The organism is Streptomyces collinus Tu 365, from assembly GCF_000444875.1.
GTDB classification, from domain to species: Bacteria; Actinomycetota; Actinomycetes; order Streptomycetales; family Streptomycetaceae; genus Streptomyces; species Streptomyces collinus_A.
On the sequence record NC_021985.1, the window covers coordinates 2,673,538 to 2,690,021 of the forward strand.

At 73.3% G+C, this 16,484-nt stretch carries 21 protein-coding genes; 13 read left to right on the top strand and 8 right to left on the bottom strand.

The window, feature by feature from the left end:
* Positions 1-159: 159 nt before the first annotated feature.
* Complete coding sequence (locus B446_RS11465) at positions 160-627, bottom strand: RDD family protein (RefSeq protein WP_043475350.1); 468 nt, start codon at positions 625-627, stop codon at positions 160-162.
* Positions 628-835: 208 nt separating this feature from the next.
* Here B446_RS11465 and glnA point away from each other — a divergent pair, with 208 nt between their 5' ends.
* Positions 836-2,245 (top strand): type I glutamate--ammonia ligase, encoded by a 1,410-nt coding sequence (gene glnA / locus B446_RS11470; protein WP_020939599.1) that lies wholly within the window; start codon positions 836-838, stop codon positions 2,243-2,245.
* Positions 2,246-2,364: 119 nt separating this feature from the next.
* On the opposite strand, the gene B446_RS11475 is transcribed toward glnA, so the two are convergent.
* The 4 genes from B446_RS11475 to B446_RS11490 all read right to left on the bottom strand — a co-directional run bounded on the left by B446_RS11475 (position 2,365) and on the right by B446_RS11490 (position 4,497).
* Positions 2,365-2,838 (bottom strand): GNAT family N-acetyltransferase, encoded by a 474-nt coding sequence (locus B446_RS11475; protein ID WP_043478039.1) that lies wholly within the window; start codon positions 2,836-2,838, stop codon positions 2,365-2,367.
* Positions 2,839-2,912: 74 nt separating this feature from the next.
* A complete protein-coding gene (locus tag B446_RS11480; RefSeq protein ID WP_020939601.1) occupies positions 2,913-3,335 on the bottom strand; it encodes an arsenate reductase ArsC in 423 nt (140 codons plus the stop codon).
* A gap of 29 nt (positions 3,336-3,364) precedes the next feature.
* Positions 3,365-4,108 carry an aquaporin gene (locus B446_RS11485; protein ID WP_020939602.1) on the bottom strand — a complete coding sequence of 248 codons (744 nt, stop codon included), beginning with the start codon at positions 4,106-4,108 and terminating at the stop codon, positions 3,365-3,367.
* Complete coding sequence (locus B446_RS11490) at positions 4,105-4,497, bottom strand: ArsR/SmtB family transcription factor (RefSeq protein ID WP_043475353.1); 393 nt, start codon at positions 4,495-4,497, stop codon at positions 4,105-4,107. Before B446_RS11490 ends, B446_RS11485 begins: the two co-directional genes overlap by 4 nt.
* 102 nt (positions 4,498-4,599) lie before the next feature.
* Between B446_RS11490 and B446_RS11495 the strand changes: the two genes are divergently transcribed.
* Entirely contained in the window at positions 4,600-5,013 is a 414-nt protein-coding gene (locus tag B446_RS11495) for an ArsI/CadI family heavy metal resistance metalloenzyme (RefSeq protein WP_020939604.1), read from the top strand.
* Between the two features lie 91 nt (positions 5,014-5,104).
* Here B446_RS11495 and B446_RS11500 read toward each other — a convergent pair whose 3' ends face one another.
* Positions 5,105-5,359, bottom strand: coding sequence for a hypothetical protein (locus B446_RS11500; RefSeq protein WP_020939605.1), 255 nt, complete (start codon positions 5,357-5,359; stop codon positions 5,105-5,107).
* A 275-nt stretch (positions 5,360-5,634) separates the two neighbouring features.
* Here B446_RS11500 and B446_RS11505 point away from each other — a divergent pair, with 275 nt between their 5' ends.
* The 4 genes from B446_RS11505 (at position 5,635) to B446_RS11520 (ending at position 8,390) form a co-directional block, all read left to right on the top strand.
* On the top strand, positions 5,635-5,892 hold the full coding sequence (locus B446_RS11505; protein ID WP_020939606.1) for a hypothetical protein: 258 nt from the start codon (positions 5,635-5,637) through the stop codon (positions 5,890-5,892).
* Positions 5,893-6,073: 181 nt separating this feature from the next.
* The gene (htpX, locus tag B446_RS11510) at positions 6,074-6,994 is read left to right on the top strand and encodes a zinc metalloprotease HtpX (protein WP_020939607.1); all 921 of its coding nucleotides are present in this window, start codon (positions 6,074-6,076) and stop codon (positions 6,992-6,994) included.
* 2 nt (positions 6,995-6,996) lie between these two features.
* On the top strand, positions 6,997-7,581 hold the full coding sequence (pspAB, locus tag B446_RS11515; protein ID WP_020939608.1) for a PspA-associated protein PspAB: 585 nt from the start codon (positions 6,997-6,999) through the stop codon (positions 7,579-7,581).
* Positions 7,582-7,649: 68 nt separating this feature from the next.
* Positions 7,650-8,390 carry an alpha/beta fold hydrolase gene (locus tag B446_RS11520; protein ID WP_020939609.1) on the top strand — a complete coding sequence of 247 codons (741 nt, stop codon included), beginning with the start codon at positions 7,650-7,652 and terminating at the stop codon, positions 8,388-8,390.
* 23 nt (positions 8,391-8,413) lie between these two features.
* Here B446_RS11520 and B446_RS11525 read toward each other — a convergent pair whose 3' ends face one another.
* Positions 8,414-9,781 (bottom strand): DUF2252 domain-containing protein, encoded by a 1,368-nt coding sequence (locus tag B446_RS11525; RefSeq protein WP_020939610.1) that lies wholly within the window; start codon positions 9,779-9,781, stop codon positions 8,414-8,416.
* Between the two features lie 207 nt (positions 9,782-9,988).
* Here B446_RS11525 and B446_RS11530 point away from each other — a divergent pair, with 207 nt between their 5' ends.
* A complete protein-coding gene (locus tag B446_RS11530; RefSeq protein WP_020939611.1) occupies positions 9,989-11,170 on the top strand; it encodes a winged helix DNA-binding domain-containing protein in 1,182 nt (393 codons plus the stop codon).
* 61 nt (positions 11,171-11,231) lie between these two features.
* Here B446_RS11530 and B446_RS11535 read toward each other — a convergent pair whose 3' ends face one another.
* Complete coding sequence (locus B446_RS11535; RefSeq protein WP_043478040.1) at positions 11,232-11,546, bottom strand: hypothetical protein; 315 nt, start codon at positions 11,544-11,546, stop codon at positions 11,232-11,234.
* Positions 11,547-11,710: 164 nt separating this feature from the next.
* Between B446_RS11535 and B446_RS11540 the strand changes: the two genes are divergently transcribed.
* The 6 genes from B446_RS11540 to B446_RS11565 all read left to right on the top strand — a co-directional run bounded on the left by B446_RS11540 (position 11,711) and on the right by B446_RS11565 (position 16,481).
* A complete protein-coding gene (locus B446_RS11540) occupies positions 11,711-12,079 on the top strand; it encodes an arsenate reductase family protein (protein WP_020939613.1) in 369 nt (122 codons plus the stop codon).
* A 120-nt stretch (positions 12,080-12,199) separates the two neighbouring features.
* Complete coding sequence (locus B446_RS11545) at positions 12,200-12,973, top strand: hypothetical protein (protein ID WP_020939614.1); 774 nt, start codon at positions 12,200-12,202, stop codon at positions 12,971-12,973.
* A gap of 372 nt (positions 12,974-13,345) precedes the next feature.
* Entirely contained in the window at positions 13,346-14,377 is a 1,032-nt protein-coding gene (glnII, locus tag B446_RS11555) for a glutamine synthetase (RefSeq protein WP_020939616.1), read from the top strand.
* A 155-nt stretch (positions 14,378-14,532) separates the two neighbouring features.
* Positions 14,533-14,655: a hypothetical protein gene (locus B446_RS40745; RefSeq protein ID WP_268825365.1), complete on the top strand. Its 123-nt coding sequence runs from the start codon at positions 14,533-14,535 to the stop codon at positions 14,653-14,655.
* 116 nt (positions 14,656-14,771) lie between these two features.
* Complete coding sequence (locus B446_RS11560; protein WP_020939617.1) at positions 14,772-15,368, top strand: winged helix-turn-helix domain-containing protein; 597 nt, start codon at positions 14,772-14,774, stop codon at positions 15,366-15,368.
* 66 nt (positions 15,369-15,434) lie between these two features.
* Positions 15,435-16,481, top strand: coding sequence for an NAD-dependent epimerase/dehydratase family protein (locus B446_RS11565; RefSeq protein ID WP_193384445.1), 1,047 nt, complete (start codon positions 15,435-15,437; stop codon positions 16,479-16,481).
* Positions 16,482-16,484 lie beyond the last annotated feature (3 nt).

Here is a 16,484-nt window from a genome sequence, read left to right on the forward strand (position 1 = left end):
AGCGGCAGCGTGCGGGAGTGTCCCGCCCGGCGGACGGCGCGTCCGGACAGGTCCGCTGTGGAGGGCGCGTGCGGGAGTGTCCCGCCCGGCGGACGGCGCGTCCGGACAGGTCCGCTGTGGAGGGCGCGTGCGGACGTGTCCGCCGGGGGGCCGGAGCGGCTAGCTGCGGACCTCGACCGTCTGCGCGAGCCGGTCGTGCAGGCCCCGGCCGTCGCGGTCCCAGATCAGCGCGGGGATCGCGAGGCAGAGCAGGAACGTGCGCAGCAGGGCACGCGCCGGGTTGACCGTGCCGGTCCGCAGGGCCACGACCCGGATGCCGAAGAGGCGCTTGCCCGGGGTGGAGCCGACGGTGCCGACCGTCAGGGCGCTCATCGCGAAGAAGACGAGCAGCGCCCAGTTGCTGGTCGCGGGGGTGTAGCCATGGGTGATGAGACCGTATGCGATCAACACGCACAGTCCCCAGTCGACGGCCAGGGCCCCCAGGCGCCTGCCGGGCCGTGCGATCGAGTTCGGTCCCTCCTCGGGGAGGCCGAGCTGCTCGCCCCGGTAGCCGAAGTCGGCCCCGGCGTCCTCCATGGCCGCGCGCGGCCCGGAGAGCCACGATCCCATTGCTTGCCTGTTGTCCACCCGAACACGGTACTGCGCCCGGTTCCGGCCGAAGCGCCCAGGGTGTGCCGGGGCTACGGTGGTAGGGGGCTGGTTAACTTCTGCGAAACAAACGGGTCACGCCCGAGAAATCACCGGTCCCTAGGGTCGAGACCAGCGTGTGCCACCGCACTGGCAGCACGAACGATCTACCACCCCGGCGCGGACGGTCGGGAGTAGGAGGAGCTGGATGTTCCAGAACGCCGACGAGGCCAAGAAGTACATCGCGGACGAGGACGTCAAGTTCGTCGACGTCCGCTTCTGCGACCTGCCGGGTGTCATGCAGCACTTCACGTTGCCCGCGGAGGCGTTCGACCCCGACGACGAGCAGGCCTTCGACGGATCCTCGATCCGTGGTTTCCAGGCCATCCACGAGTCGGACATGGCCCTGCGCCCCGACCTGTCCACCGCGCGCATCGACCCGTTCCGCCGGGACAAGACGCTCAACATCAACTTCTTCATCCACGACCCGATCACGGGCGAGCAGTACTCCCGTGACCCGCGCAACGTGGCGAAGAAGGCGGAGGCGTACCTGGCGTCGACGGGCATCGCCGACACCGCGTACTTCGGTCCCGAGGCCGAGTTCTACGTCTTCGACTCGGTCCGCTTCGCGACGGGCGCGAACGAGTCCTTCTACCACATCGACTCCGAGGCGGGTGCCTGGAACACCGGCGCCCTCGAGAACAACCGTGGTTACAAGGTCCGTTACAAGGGCGGCTACTTCCCGGTCCCGCCGGTCGACCACTTCGCCGACCTGCGCGCCGAGATCTCCCTGGAGCTGGACCGGCAGGGCCTGAAGGTCGAGCGTCAGCACCACGAGGTGGGCACCGCCGGCCAGGCGGAGATCAACTACAAGTTCAACACGCTGCTCGCCGCCGCCGACGACCTCCAGCTCTTCAAGTACATCGTGAAGAACGTGGCCTGGCGCAACGGCAAGACCGCGACCTTCATGCCGAAGCCGATCTTCGGTGACAACGGCTCGGGCATGCACGTGCACCAGTCGCTGTGGAGCAACGGCGACCCGCTGTTCTACGACGAGGCCGGTTACGCGGGTCTGTCGGACACCGCCCGCTACTACATCGGCGGCATCCTCAAGCACGCCCCGTCGCTGCTGGCCTTCACCAACCCGACGGTGAACTCGTACCACCGTCTGGTGCCGGGCTTCGAGGCGCCGATCAACCTGGTGTACTCGCAGCGCAACCGCTCCGCGGCCATGCGTATCCCGATCACCGGCTCGAACCCGAAGGCCAAGCGCGTCGAGTTCCGCGCCCCGGACTCCTCCGGCAACCCGTACCTGGCCTTCTCCGCCCTGCTCCTCGCGGGCCTGGACGGCATCAAGAACAAGATCGAGCCGGCCGAGCCGATCGACAAGGACCTGTACGAGCTGGCTCCCGAGGAGCACGCGAACGTGGCCCAGGTCCCGACCTCCCTCGGCGCGGTCCTCGACCGCCTCGAGGCCGACCACGAGTTCCTCCTCCAGGGCGACGTCTTCACGCCCGACCTGATCGAGACGTGGATCGACTACAAGCGCGCGAACGAGATCGCCCCGCTGCAGCTGCGCCCGCACCCGCACGAGTTCGAGCTGTACTTCGACGTGTGACATCGCCCCGGGCGAGAGCGGGCGACCGCTCCCCCGGGCCGTCCGTCGGCCGGTTCTCCCCGCGCGGGAGGGCCGGCCTTCGGCTTTCCGGCCCCGCGCCGCCGGGCCCGGTGGTCCGGCTAGGCGATCGCTGGGCTGCGTCGTTCGATCAGTACGACGTCGCGCCATACCCCGTGGTGGCGGCCGATGCGTTCGCGGGTGCCGATGACGCGGAAGCCCGCCTTGCGGTGGAGGGCGAGGCTGCCGGTGTTCTCGGGGAAGACGCCGGACTGGATGGTCCAGATGCCCGCCGCCTCGGTCGAGGCGATCAGCGCGCGCAGCAGGACCAGGCCGGTTCCCCGGCCGCGGGCGTCGGGGTGGACGTACACCGAGTGCTCGACCACACCGGCGTAGGCGCAGCGGTCGGACACCGGCGCGGCCGCGACCCAGCCCAGCACCCTGCCGGTCTCGTCCACGGCGACGTACCGGTGCCCCGGCAGCTTGGCGGCGTCGAACCGCTCCCAGCCGGGCGCCGCCGTCTCGAACGTGGCGTTGCCCTCGTCGATCCCGAGCCGGTAGACCGCGAGGACCCCGTCGGCGTGGCCGGCCTCCATGGGCACGACCCGCACCCCGTACGCCCCGCTCCCGCCCGGCTCGTTCGCGTCCGCCCCGTTCCCGTCCGCCTCGCTCATGCCCGGCTCCCGGGGGCGATCTCCGCGAGCAGGCCGCGGACGCGCTCGGCGATCTCGTCGCGGATGGGGCGGACGGCGGCGCCCCCCTGCCCGGCCGGGTCGGGGAGCGTCCAGTCGAGGTAGCGCTTGCCCGGGAAGACCGGGCAGGTGTCGCCGCAGCCCATCGTGACGACCACGTCGGATGCCTGGACGGCTTCAGTGGTGAGCACCTTGGGCACCTCGGCGGAGATGTCGACGCCCGCCTCCGCCATGGCTTCGACGACGGCCGGGTTGACCGTGCTCGCGGGCGCGGACCCGGCCGAGCGCACCTGTACGCGCTCGCCCGCGAGGTGGGTGAGGAAGGCCGCGGCCATCTGGGAACGCCCGGCGTTGTGGACGCAGACGAAGAGCACGGACGGACGCTCGGCGGGGGTGTTCATCTCGGGTGTCCTTCTCGGGAGCGGGCTGGTCAGGGAAGTGCGGGGGCGGCGAGTTCGGGTTCGCCCGGAAGCGGCGCGGCACCGTCGGGTGCGGGGGCCGGGCGCCCGAACACCGCGAGGACCAGGCCCAGTCCGAGCGCGCCGCCGACCAGTTGGGCCGCGACGAACGGGCCGAGCGAGGCGGGGGCGATGCCGGCGAAGGTGTCCGTGAAGGCGCGGCCGATGGTGACGGCCGGGTTGGCGAACGAGGTGGAGGACGTGAACCAGTAGGCGGCGCCGAGGTAGGAAGCCACCGCCACGGGGCCGAGGTGGGCCCGTCCCGTACGAGTCAGTCCGAAGACCAGCAGGACGAGCCCGGCGGTCGCGACCATCTCCCCCAGCCACAGGTGACCGGCGGAGCGGTCGTGTGTGGACCAGTGCACGAGCGGCCTGCCGAACATGGCGTCGGCCAGGACGGCACCGGCGACGGCGCCCGCCGTCTGGGCCGGGAGATAGGCGGCGACGTCCCGCGCGGTCGGCCCGTCCCCCCTGCGACGGCCGGTGAGCCAGGCCGCGAGGGTGACGACCGGGTTGAAGTGCGCGCCCGAGACCGGCCCGAGCAGGGCGATGAGCACGCCCAGGCCGAAGACGGTGGCCAGCGAGTTGGCCAGCAGTCGCACGCCGATGTCATGGGACAGCTCGGTGGCCTGGATCCCGGAGCCGACGACCACGGCGACCAGGGCGGCGGTCCCCACGGCTTCGGCGAGGGCCCGGCGCGGCAGCGGGGCGGTCACGCGGTGGCCTCGGTCGTGGCCTCGGTCGTCCGGGGCGTCGTCAGGACGGCGGCGAGCCGGTCGAGAGTGGCGGGCAGGGCCCGGTAGTAGACCCACGTGCCGCGCCGCTCGCAGTCGATCAGGCCGGCCTGGCGCAGCAGCTTGAGGTGGTGCGAGATCGTCGGCTGCGACAGGTCGAAGGCCGGGGTCAGGTCGCAGACGCAGACCTCGCCGCCCGCCCGCGAGGCGATCATCGACAGCAGGCGCAGCCGGACGGGGTCGCCCAGCGCCTTGAACGGCTTCGCCAGCTCCGCCGCCCGGTCCTCGTCCAGCGGTGCGGTGGCCAGCCCGGGACAGCAGGCGCCGCCCTCGTCACCCCGCCCGAGCACCACGAGTTCTTGCTTCGACATGCGTCTATGTTGACGCCCGTCGATCCAGGGCGCAACCTTGCATCGACAGTCATCAATCCAAGCCGTTCACCCCCCGACGGCGCACACCGATGGAGTCGTGTCATGCCCCGTGCCCAGCTCGCCCTGCGCGTCAGTGACCTGGAAGCCTCGGTCACCTTCTACTCGAAGCTGTTCGGCGCCGAACCGGCCAAGCGGCGCGCGGGCTACGCCAACTTCGCCCTCGCCGAGCCCCCGCTCAAGCTCGTGCTCATCGAGGGCGAGCCCGGCGAGGAGACCCGCCTCGACCACCTCGGCGTCGAGGTCGAGTCCACCGAGCAGGTCGGTGCCGCAGCCGGAAGGCTGAAGGACGCGGGACTGGCCACCTTCGAGGAGAACGACACCTCCTGCTGCTACGCCCTCCAGGACAAGGTCTGGGTGCACGGCCCCGGCAGGGAGCCCTGGGAGGTGTACGTGGTCAAGGCCGACGTCGACACCCTCGGCGGGAGCGCCGCCCCGGAGACCGCCCGCGGCTGTTGAGGCGGTGGCTGACGCCGGTGACGCCGAGGGCCGCCACCCGGGAGCGAATTTCCGGGTGACGGCCCTCCGCCGTGCGCGGTACCGACCGGGGTCAGGACACCACGACCACCACGACGGGCACGCTGCTGAAGCCGTTGTTGAAGCCGTTGAAGTTGTTGCGGAAGAAGTCGTTGCGGTTGAAGCAGTTGCCGCCCCACCAGTCGTTGTAGTAGCAGCCCCCGCCCGTGTGCACCTGGCTCGGGGTCGCCGCCGATGCGGCACCTGCCGTACCGATCGCGGCTCCGCCGGCCATCAGGACGCCGACGGCGGACAGCGCGGCAAGACGCTTCGCGCGGTGTGCATTCATGGATCCACCTTCCTTCCACCCCTCGTGCGGCTTTCCGGGCACGAGACGGATGGCCGCGACCTCGGAGTGAAGAGTCCGGCGCGGTCGTAGGGGTGCCGCACGAGTGTGAGAAGCAGGGCAGACGACTTCGGGCACCCCGCGGTGCGGCTCTCACTCGTAAACGATAACCGCCGGGCCACCCCCCAGCATCTCGGGCAACCACCGCCGCTTCCCAGGCTTCCTACTCTCGGGGGATCATCCTCCTGGCGCCGCCTGACGAGAGAGGTTCAACGGGGATGACAGAACAGGACGACTGGGAGCGCGAGTTCGACCACAGGTGGGCGAACTCCGCCGAGCACAAGGAGCCCTCCGCCCGGGCCCGGATGCTCGCCGCCCGCTGGAAGGAGAACCCGCCGGACCCGGCGCCGTTCCGGGCCGACCCGGACCCGGTGCGGGCGCGGCGGTCGTCGTGGGTGTCCACGGCCGTCGTCCTCGGCTGCGTGGCCGCGGTGATAGTCCTGCTGGGCTACGCCCAGCTGCACTCGCCCTACTGAGCCCTTCCCGCCGGCCCGTCCAGGAGACCCCCGGGCCGCCGCACCCGCGGAGTGCCGTGCGGCGGCGCGGGCCGCTCACCGGGAGCTTTTGCCGCTCCTAGGGCCGTTCGGGACCACCTCATGGCATGGGGCAGGTGCACACTGGAGTCGGGACGAGTGCCTGACTGCGGGGTGATGCACCATGCGGAGCCGCTTCCGGAGCGACCGGCGTCTGACCGTGCGGATGACGGTCACGCTGTTCCTGCTCGGGCTTCTGTACGTGGCCTTCGTCGCCGCGCTGATCGTGCTGCTGAAGTCCTGGCTGCTGGTCGTGGTGCTGGTCGGGGCGATGTTCGTGGCCCAGTTCTGGTACTCCGACCGGATCGCCATGTTCGCCATGCGCGGGCGGGTCGTGGAGCGCGAGGAGTATCCCGAGCTGCACGCGGTGGTCGACCGGCTGTGCGCGATCGCCGACATGCCCAAGCCGGTGGTCGCCGTGTCCGACATGGGCATGCCCAACGCGTTCGCGACCGGGCGCAATCCCGACCACGCCGTGGTCTGCGTGACCACGGGCCTGCTGCGCCGCCTGGAGCCCGCCGAGCTGGAGGGTGTGCTCGCCCACGAGTTGTCGCACGTGGCGCACAAGGACGTCGCCGTGATCACCATCGCCTCGTTCCTCGGCGTGATCGCGGGCCTGATCGTACGGTTCGCCTTCTACTCGCAGCTGTTCGGCGGCGGCCGCAGGGACCAGAACACCGCCGTCGTCTTCGTCACCGTCATCGGCGTCTCCGCGGCCGTGTACGCGATCAGCTTCCTGCTGATCCGCGCCCTGTCCCGGTACCGGGAGCTGGCGGCGGACCGGGCGGCCGCGCACCTGACCGGCCGGCCCTCGGCGCTGGCGTCGGCGCTCACCAAGGTCTCCGGGGACATCGCCCGGATCCCGACCGAGGACCTGCGCACCGCGCAGGCGTTCAACGCCTTCTACTTCACCCCGGCGACCGGCAAGGAGCCCGGCATCGAGCGCTTCTTCTCCACCCACCCCACCCTGGAGCAGCGGCTCGACCAGCTCGGGCGGATCTCCGCGGAGCTGGGCGAGGCGGCCGCGCCCGGGAAGGCGGGCTGAGGATGGGGCTGCTGGACATCCTCCTCGGCCGTACCAGGCCGGTCGCGCCGGACCTGGACCAGCTGTTCGCACTGCCCGCGGCGGCGGTGACCCTGGAGGCGGCGGCCGGGTTCACCCCGACCGGCGTGGGCGCGGTGTGCTTCGCGACGGTCGAGGGCGCTGCCTTCGAGCAGACCCACCGGGAGGTGCAGGCCCTGCTCGACGCGGACGCCGACCGCACCGGTCCCCCGGTGGAGCTGACGCAGGACGGCTACGGCTACTCCTGGCTGGTCTCCCGGCGCTCCCCCGGCCAGCTGCCGCAGCTCGTCAACGACCTGCACGCGGTGAACAGCTCGATGGAGATCAACGGCTTCGGGCCGCAGCTCCTCTGCTCGCTCGCCGCCTTCGAGGACGAGCGCGGCCGCCGCCTGGGCCTGGTCTACCTGTACAAGCGCGGCACGTTCTACCCCTTCGCGCCCCTGCCCGGCGCCGCCGAGCGCCGGGACAGCGCCCTGGAGCTCCAGGTGAAGGCGGCCCTCGCGAGCGATCTCAGGACCGAGCAGGACCTGAGCCGCTGGTTCCCGGTGTGGGGCGCCCCCGGCCTGTGACCGGCGCGGCAGCCTGCGCGGCCTCCCGGTCCGGCCCCCCGGTCCGGCGGCTGTGGGTGAATGGGCGCATGAGCGAACCTCCGTACCCCACCAGGGAATTCACCCACGCACATGACGGTGAACGGCTCAGCGCGGTGAGCGCCGGTCCCGCCGGGCGGCCGACCGTGGTCCTGCTGCACGGCGCGGGCAACGGCTGCAAGGAGCGGCTGCTGCCGCTGCTCGCCGACGTCGCGGCGCACGGCGGCCGCGGGCTGGCCTTCGACTTCTCGGGGCACGGCGGGAGCACCGGCGCGCTCGCGGAGCTGAGTCTGCGGCGGCGGTTCGAGCAGGCGGTCGCGGTGCTGGACGCGCACGCCCCGGCCCCCGGCCCGCTGGTGCTGGTGGGGTTCAGCATGAGCGGGCAGACGGTCGCGGACCTGGTGCGCCACTACGGGCGCCGGGTGACGGCCGTCGGCCTGTGCGCACCGGCCGTGTACGCGTCCGCGGCCTGGGCGGAGCCCTTCGGCACGGGCGACGGGCGGTTCAGCGAGATCATCCGCACGCCGGACCGCTGGCGGGACTCGCCCGCGCTGACGGCCCTGCGGTCGTACGAGGGCCGGGCGGTGCTGGCGGTGCCGGGCACGGACGCCGTCATCCCGCCGGAGGTGACGGACGCGGTGCGGGACGCGCTCGCGACCCGTGCCCGGTTCACCCACCTGGAGTTCCCGGACGCCGGGCACCGGCTGGGCCAGTGGTTCCACGACCACCCGGAGGACCGGCGCACCTTCGTCACCGCGCTGCTCGGCGCACCGGCACCCGGCGCGGCCTAGAGGCCCGGCCCGTCCGTGCGGGGTCACACGCCGGGTTCCGCCGTCACGACGCCCGCGGCGACGGCCGCGCCGAGGCCGGCGTGGTCGGCGGCGGTCAGGTCGGCGTAGGTCAGGGCGAACTCGGCCACGGCGCGGTCGAATCCGCCGGAGCCGCCGAGGTAGGCGGCGATGGCGATGCGGTCGCCGGAACGGGCGTGGGCCCGGGCCAGAACGGTGCCGCACAGCCGGGCGTAGCCGAGCAGAGCGGCCGGGCCGAGGCCGGCGACCTCGACGCAGTCCTTCGTGTCGTGCAGTCGGCGCCAGTAGAAGGCGCGGCCCTGCGGCCCGCTCATCCAGCCGAGGAAGAGGTCGGGGGCGGCCTGGAGCAGGCGCTGTCCGGAGACCACCCGGTGCCCGGGGTGGACGTACGGCCCGTTCGGCAGGTGCGCCTCGAGGACCGAGGTCCGCGCCTCCTTGATCTGCAGGAAGAGCGGGTCGTCGGCGTCCCGTCCGGCGAGCAGGACCACGAAGCAGCGCATGCCGACACCGCCGACCCCGACGACCTTGCGGGCGGCGTCCACGAAGCGGTAGCGGTCGAGGAGGTGGCGGCGCTCCTCGGTGAGCGTGGACCGGTAGTCGCTGAAGGTCTTGCGCAGAGTGGCCATGTCCGCGGGTCCCGCCGGTTCCAGGAGCGGCGGGTCGTGGACGATCCGCAGCCGCCCGTCGACCACCTCCGTCAGCCTGCCCAGCGCCGGGAGGCTGGTCCGGCGGCGGGCCCGGGTGAGACTGGAGTTCATGCCGTGCCGGCGGCCCGCGGAGCGGACCAGGGGCAGCAGGCTTCCCGCGTCGACCCGGTCGTACCAGACGGCCAGCTCCCCGAGCCCGGCCAGCCGGCGCATGGCGGTGCGGTAGCCGGTGACGGCCGCCCGGGCCGCCTCACGGGCCCGCGCGCGGGCGTGCCCGTTCTCCAGGGCGGCCACGGCGACGCTGGCCGCGAGGCGTTTGACGTCCCACTCGAAGGGGCCGGGGAAGGTCTCGTCGAAGTCGCGGAGGTCGAGCAGCAGGGCGCGTTCCGGGGAGCTGTGCAGGCCGAAGTTGAGCAGGTGCGCGTCGCCGCACAGCTGCACGGCGAGCCCCGTGTGCGGCTGGGCGGCCAGGTCGGCGGCCATCACGGCGGCGGCGCCGCGCAGGAACGACAGCGGCGAGGCGGTCATCCGCCCGTACCTGACCGGCCGCAGCTCCGGCAGCCGGTCCCGGTCCTGCCGTTCCAGCGTGGCGACGGGGTCGGGCCGGTCGGCGGGGGGCAGCCAGAGGGCGTGCGCGGAGCGGGGCACGTCCTTGCGGGCCGCCCGGCCGTGCCGGGCGCGGTCCTCGGGCGTGCCGCGCCGGGCGCGGTCCGTGGGGGTGCTCATGGGGCGCTGCTCATGGGGCGGCCTCCTTCTGCGGTTCCGCGGTGCCGCGGCTCTCCGCGTCTGCCGTCACCTCCTGCTGGTCCTGCTGGCAGTGAAGTCCGGTGGGGCGGCCCCCCGCACCCGGAGGACGGCGAACGGGTGACGGGAGGGGCTGTCGGTGGTGTCTGCGATGCTGCGCGGTGGGCAGGGTGAGCGACGGAGGTCGGCATGGCGGACGGACGGCGGCACATCGGTGTGGCGGAGCGGCGGGCCCGGCTGGCCCTGCGCCACCGCCTCGCCCCCTCGGCGCGGGCGACGGCCCCGGAGGAGGTCGCGGACTCGCTGGTGGCCCTGCACGGCTCGGACCCGGCGACGGTGTACCTGGCGGTGGCCGCCCGGCTGGCCGACCCGGCGAAGGCGGTGGCCGCGACGGAGCGGGCGCTGTACGAGGACCGCACGCTGGTCAGGATGCACGGCATGCGGCACACGGTGTTCGTGTTCCCCGCCGCCCTGACGGCCGTCGTGCACGCCTCGACGGGCCTCGCGGTGGCGGCCCGGGAACGCGCGTCGCTGCTCAAGGACATGGCCGGGGCCGGCGCGCCGGACGCGGCCTGGCTCGCGGAGGTCGAGGCGGCCACGCTGGCCGCGCTGGCCCGGCGCGGCCAGGCGACCGCGGCGGAGCTGACGGCGGACGAACCGCGGCTGCGCGAGCGGTTCGTGTACGCGCCGGGCAAGAGCTACGAGGGTGTCCACACGGTCTCCTCCCGGCTGCTGCGCGTGCTCGGCGTCGAGGGGAAGGTGGTCCGCGGCCGCCCGCTCGGCTCCTGGACGTCGAGCCGGTTCCGCTGGGCGCCCGCCCCCGAGCATCCGGAACTCGACGTGGCCGGGGCGCAGTCGGCCCTGCTGGAGCGGTGGCTGCGGGCGTGCGGCCCGGCGACCGAGGCGGACCTGAAGTGGTGGACCGGCTGGCGGGTGACGGAGGTCCGCCGGGCGCTGGCGGCGATCGGGGCGCGGGAGGTGTCCCTGGACGAGGGCACGGGGCATGTCGCCGCCGGTGACGAGGACCCGGTCGAGCCGTCCGGGGAGCCGTGGGCCGCCCTGCTGCCCGCCCTCGATCCGACGGCGATGGGCTGGCAGGGGCGCGACTGGTACCTGGACCCGGAGCTGCGCCCGCTGCTGTTCGACCGCAGCGGCAACGTGGGCCCGACGGTGTGGTGGGACGGCCGGGTGGTGGGCGGCTGGGCGCAGCGGCCGGACGGCGAGATCGTCTGGCGGATCCCCGGGGGCGGTGTGGCCCGGGAGGCGGAGGCCGCGGTGGCGGCGCGGGCGGAACGGCTGCGGGCGTGGCTGGGGACGACGAGGGTGACACCCCGGTTCCGCACACCGCTGGAACGCACGCTGTCCGCGTGAGGAACGTCCGCGGGCGGAAACGGGTGCCCCGCACCGGTACGGGGCACCCGGTCCTCCCGGTTCAGCGGGAGTAGCGCATGAACGCCCGCACCATGTGGCACGTCGTGGCCGACGGCGGGTGGATGCCGAGCCGCTCCGCCGTGCTGCGGATCGTCTCGTCGCGGGCCTGGGCCGGCAGGTAGACGCCGGAGTCGAGCAGGGCGATCGCGAGGCGCATGGCCTTCAGGCGCCGGTTGTGCGTCACGTACCACTCGCGCGGCCGGCCGGCCGGCAGCGGGGACTTCTCCGCCGGCGCGTAGGGCGAGTCGAGCCGGACGGGACGCTTGGCGGTGGACTGGGTCGGCAGCGGCTTGGTCGTCAGGGCGGCAGCGGGCACGGGCATCCTCCTGTCGCGGTCAGGACACCCCCGGAAGGCCCCGGCGATGTCCTCGAACACTGCTTCTATTCTACGACCCACCACTGACAAAAGCCCCTGGCCACAAGGGCTTTCGGGGCTGCCGTGACGCAGGTGGAGAACGGGTTTCGCGTACCGTGTGCGGCATGGAAATCTGGATCAACCCGGCCTGCTCCAAGTGCCGCAGCGCGCTCACCCTGCTCGACGCCGAGGGGGCGGACTACACCGTGCGCCGCTACCTGGAGGACGTGCCGGGCGAGGACGAGATCAGGGCCGTGCTCGACCGGCTCGGGCTCGAACCCTGGGACATCACCCGCACCCAGGAGGCGGCCGCCAAGGAGCTGGGCCTGCGGGACTGGGCGCGCGACGAGAGCGCCCGGGACCGCTGGATCACCGCGCTCGCCGAGCACCCGAAGCTCATCCAGCGGCCCATCATCACCGCCGACGACGGCACCGCCCTGGTGGCCAGGACCGACGAGGCCGTCCAGGACGCGCTCTCCCGGGGCAAGAGCTGAGCGAGGTTCAACTCCCCTTGTGACGCACGTTACTTCGATCACTCCCGTGACCGCTGAGTAACGACGTTCGGGATCTCGTACATAGCGGCGTACGCTCCCCTACCTCTTCAGGAGGCGCGCATGTCGCGCAGGAGAACTCTCGGCACGAAGAAGAAGATCGCGCTGCTCGTCAGTGCCGCGGCGGTGGCGGGCGGCGGGGCCTTCGCGCTGGCGACGACCTCGAACGCCGCACAGCCGCAGAACGCCCGGACCCTGTCCGCCGGGGACTCGACCGTCTGCCAGGGGCTGGCCACGGCCCATGGCAACAACGACCGGTTCATCGCGGACCAGAAGGCGAACCCGGACGCGCAGTCGGCGGCCCGGATCGCCAACCGCGAGGCGGTCATCAAGCAGATCGAGGTCCAGCAGAAGGCCGCCGGATGCACGGTTGGGGAGTCGGCTCAGGGCTCCCAGCAGACGCAGAACGGCAACGGCCAGCAGGGCAACGCGAACCAGCAGGGCAACGCCGGCAAGGGCAACGCCAACGGCAACGCCCAGGGCAACCAGCAGGCGGGCGGCCAGCAGGCGGGCGGCCAGCAGGCGGGCGGCCAGCAGGCCGGGAACGCCGGGAACGCGGGGAACGCCGGCGGCGGCGCCGCGGCCTCCGGCCAGCAGGTCTGCAAGGGCTCCACGGTCACGCTCTCCGGCGAGGCCGGCGCCCCGGCCGCCTCCAGCAACCAGTTCCCGGCGGGGACGACGCTGAAGGTCACCAACCTGGACAACAACAAGTCCACGACCGTGAAGGTCACCTCGGTGTCCGGCAGTTGCGTGCTGCTCAACAACGCCGCCTTCGAGCAGGTCCGCGAACCGGGCAAGTTCCTGATCCGCCGGGCCGTCATCGAGAAGGTGGGGTGAGACCGGGCCGGACCGGCAGGGCACGGTGCGGGCACGCCGCCTCGGCCCCGGCGACGAGGTGCGCCGGGGTCAGGAGGAACAGGCGGCGTGCCCGGCCGGGGCTGGCGACCGTGCGGGGGTGGCGGTCGCCGGCCCCGGCCTCGCACCGGTTCCCGTCGGCCCGGTGCACGCGGGCCCGGTTCCCGTCGGCCCGGTGCGCCTCACCGTGTGAGTCGCGGCACTCGAGCCCCAGGTAACACGGGGTTCACATTCGGGCAATGGCCGGGAAACGGCCTGTTGACAGGCTGCGCGGCAGATCGAGCGGTGCCCCGGTGCCGCAGCCGCAGCACCCGCACCGAGTGCGCCCGACACACCCCCTAAGGATGTGGCCCCGTGACCTTCAAGGCTGAGTACATCTGGATCGACGGCACCGAGCCGACGGCCAAGCTCCGTTCGAAGACGAAGATCATCACGGGTGCCTTCGGCGGTCTCGGCACGCTGCCCGTCTGGGGCTTCGACGGCTCCTCCACCAACCAGGCCGAGGGCCACGCCTCGGACCGTGTGCTCCGGCCGGTCTTCAGCTGTCCGGACCCGATCCGCGGCGGCGACGACATCCTCGTCCTGTGCGACGTCCTCGACACCGACATGACCCCGCACCGGTCCAACACGCGGGCCCCGCTCGCCGAGGTCGCCGAGCGGTTCGCCGCGCAGGAGCCGATCTTCGGCATCGAGCAGGAGTACACCTTCTTCGAGGGCTCCCGCCCGCTGGGCTTCCCCGAGAACGGCTTCCCGGCCCCCCAGGGCGGCTACTACTGCGGTGTCGGCGCCGACGAGATCTTCGGCCGGGACGTCGTCGAGGCCCACCTGGACAACTGCCTGAAGGCGGGGCTCGCCATCTCCGGCATCAACGCCGAGGTCATGCCCGGCCAGTGGGAGTTCCAGGTCGGCCCGGTCTCCCCGCTGGAGGTCTCCGACCACCTGTGGGTGGCCCGCTGGCTGCTGTACCGCACCGCCGAGGACTTCGGCGTCTCGGCGACGCTGGACCCCAAGCCGGTGAAGGGCGACTGGAACGGGGCGGGCGCGCACACCAACTTCTCCACGAAGGCGATGCGCGAGGGCTACGACGCGATCATCACCGCGTGCGAGTCGCTCGGCGAGGGCTCCAAGCCGCTCGACCACGTCAAGAACTACGGCGCCGGCATCGACGAGCGGCTGACCGGCCTGCACGAGACCGCCCCGTGGGACAAGTACACCTACGGCGTCTCCGACCGCGGCGCCTCGGTGCGCATCCCGTGGCAGGTCGAGAAGGACCGCAAGGGCTACATCGAGGACCGCCGCCCGAACGCCAACGTCGACCCGTACGTGGTGACCCGCCTGCTGGTGGACACCTGCTGCTCCGCCCTGGAGAAGGCCGGCCAGGTCTGATCCGCACCGCTTCCCCGCAGGGGCGCCCGCCACGACGGCGGGCGCCCCTGTGGCGTGCCCGGCCGGCCGGCGCGGCGTCAACCGCGTGTCCGGGCAGGCGTCCAAGAGGTGAGAGGAGGCTCCTGCCGGGCGCCCGCGTCTGCTTCAATGGGCCCATGGCCAGCTTCGAGAACCGCATCGCGACGGGTCGCCATGACCTGGAGCCGTTCTGGCCGTCCCGTCAGCACCACGACTTCGACCGGGTGTGTTGCCGCGTGCCTGACGCGCGGGCCCTCTGAAGCCGTACCCCGGCCTCCGGCCAGCGCGGAACGACGTACGTCCCCGGCGCGCCCGACCACGAGTCGCGGCCGCCGCACCTCCCGACGAACTCCTCGCGCGAAAGAGCTGACCTCTCATGGCGACCCCTGGTTCCCTCTCCCCCACCGCCCTGACCGCCACCGCCCAGGCCCCGGCACACCCCGCACGCCACCGGCTGCGGGCCGTCGACCGGGACGAGGTCGTCGACGTGGCCGACCTGCTGCCGCCCGGCGCCACCTGGCTGCCCGCCCCCGAGCACACCCTGCCCGCGCTGCCCGGCCGGCCGCCCATGGTCGGCTACCTGGTGCTGGTCCCGGCCGACCAGCGGCTGCCGTTCCCGCCGGTCGCGGTGCCGGACGCGGCCGCGCCGGACGGCCGCGCCGGCGCCCAGGGGGACGCCGGCCCGCTGGTGCGGATCGACGCCGTGCGGCGCACCGCGAGCGTCGACGGCACCGAACTCGACCTCACCTACCTGGAGTTCGAACTGCTCGCCCACCTGGTGGCGCACCCGCACCGGGTGCACACCCGGGACCAGCTGGTCACCACGGTGTGGGGCTACGGCCACGTGGGCGACGGCCGCACCGTCGACGTCCACATCGCCCGGCTGCGCCGCAAGCTGGGCGTCCAGCACCGCGGGTCGATCCAGACGGTGCGCCGGGTCGGCTACAAGTACACCCCGCCGACCGGGCGTTGAACCGCCACGTCTGCCCTCGGCAGACGGGCCTTCCCTCCCCGGGCCGCACCCGGCACGCTTCCCGGCATGAGACTTCTGGTGCTGGGCGGTACGGAGTTCGTGGGACGGTCCGTCGTGGAGGCGGCGCTGGACCGCGGCTGGGAGGTGACCGTCCTCCACCGGGGCCGGCACGAACCCCCGGCCGGGGTGCGGTCGCTGCGCGGCGACCGCACCGCTGCCGGCGGGCTCGCCGCGCTCGCCGGGACCGGTGACACCTGGGACGCGGTGGTCGACACCTGGTCGGCCGCGCCGCGCGCGGTGCGGGACGCGGCCCGGCTGCTGCGCGGCCGGGCCGGGCGGTACGTGTACGTCTCCAGCCGGTCCGTGTACGCCTGGCCCTGGCCCGCGCGGGCCGCCGAGGACGCCCGGCTGGTCGAGGGCGCCTCGGCCGGCGCCGGCCCGACGGACTACGCCCGGGACAAGCGGGGCGGCGAGCTCGCGGCCGTGGAGTCCTTCGGCACGGACGGCTCCCTGCTGGTCCGGGCCGGGCTGATCCTCGGCCCGTACGAGAACGTCGGCCGGCTGCCCTGGTGGCTGACCCGGATCGCCCGCGGCGGCCCGGTCCTGGCACCCGGACCGCGCGACCTTGCCGTCCAGTTCATCGACGCGCGCGACCTCGCGGACTGGCTCCTCGGGGCGGTACGGCAGGAACTGAGCGGGCCGTACGACCTGATCGGGCCGCCCGGCCACACCACCATGGGCGAACTGCTGGACACATGTGTCCGGATCACCGGCGCGGACGCGGAGCTGCGCTGGACCGACCCGCGGGTGATCCTGGACGCCGGTGTGGAGCCGTGGACCCACCTGCCGGTGTGGGTGCCGCCGGACGACGAGCTGTACGCGCCGGTCCACCGCACGGACGTGTCACGGGCGCTGGCCACGGGGCTGGTGTGCCGCCCGGCCGCCGAGACCGTCGCGGACACCTGGGAGTGGCTCACCCGGATCGGCGGCGCGGCCCCGCAGCGGCCGGACCGCGCGGGCGTGGGCCTGGCCCCCGAGGTGGAGGCGAAGCTGCTCGCGGCGGCCGGGGGTGTACCTGGCACCACCTCCCAGGAGGGGGCTCCGGGCCAGTGAACC

Coding starts and splice junctions, on each gene's coding strand:
- glnA (WP_020939599.1), top strand. CDS start 836: ATGTTCCAGAACGCCGACGAGGCCAAGAAGTACATCGCGGACGAGGAC.
- B446_RS11475 (WP_043478039.1), bottom strand. CDS start 2,838: ATGGAGGCCGGCCACGCCGACGGGGTCCTCGCGGTCTACCGGCTCGGG.
- B446_RS11480 (WP_020939601.1), bottom strand. CDS start 3,335: ATGAACACCCCCGCCGAGCGTCCGTCCGTGCTCTTCGTCTGCGTCCAC.
- B446_RS11490 (WP_043475353.1), bottom strand. CDS start 4,497: ATGTCGAAGCAAGAACTCGTGGTGCTCGGGCGGGGTGACGAGGGCGGC.
- B446_RS11495 (WP_020939604.1), top strand. CDS start 4,600: ATGCCCCGTGCCCAGCTCGCCCTGCGCGTCAGTGACCTGGAAGCCTCG.
- B446_RS11500 (WP_020939605.1), bottom strand. CDS start 5,359: ATGAATGCACACCGCGCGAAGCGTCTTGCCGCGCTGTCCGCCGTCGGC.
- B446_RS11505 (WP_020939606.1), top strand. CDS start 5,635: ATGACAGAACAGGACGACTGGGAGCGCGAGTTCGACCACAGGTGGGCG.
- htpX (WP_020939607.1), top strand. CDS start 6,074: ATGCGGAGCCGCTTCCGGAGCGACCGGCGTCTGACCGTGCGGATGACG.
- pspAB (WP_020939608.1), top strand. CDS start 6,997: ATGGGGCTGCTGGACATCCTCCTCGGCCGTACCAGGCCGGTCGCGCCG.
- B446_RS11520 (WP_020939609.1), top strand. CDS start 7,650: ATGAGCGAACCTCCGTACCCCACCAGGGAATTCACCCACGCACATGAC.
- B446_RS11525 (WP_020939610.1), bottom strand. CDS start 9,781: ATGAGCACCCCCACGGACCGCGCCCGGCGCGGCACGCCCGAGGACCGC.
- B446_RS11530 (WP_020939611.1), top strand. CDS start 9,989: ATGGCGGACGGACGGCGGCACATCGGTGTGGCGGAGCGGCGGGCCCGG.
- B446_RS11540 (WP_020939613.1), top strand. CDS start 11,711: ATGGAAATCTGGATCAACCCGGCCTGCTCCAAGTGCCGCAGCGCGCTC.
- B446_RS11545 (WP_020939614.1), top strand. CDS start 12,200: ATGTCGCGCAGGAGAACTCTCGGCACGAAGAAGAAGATCGCGCTGCTC.
- B446_RS40745 (WP_268825365.1), top strand. CDS start 14,533: ATGGCCAGCTTCGAGAACCGCATCGCGACGGGTCGCCATGACCTGGAG.
- B446_RS11560 (WP_020939617.1), top strand. CDS start 14,772: ATGGCGACCCCTGGTTCCCTCTCCCCCACCGCCCTGACCGCCACCGCC.
- B446_RS11565 (WP_193384445.1), top strand. CDS start 15,435: ATGAGACTTCTGGTGCTGGGCGGTACGGAGTTCGTGGGACGGTCCGTC.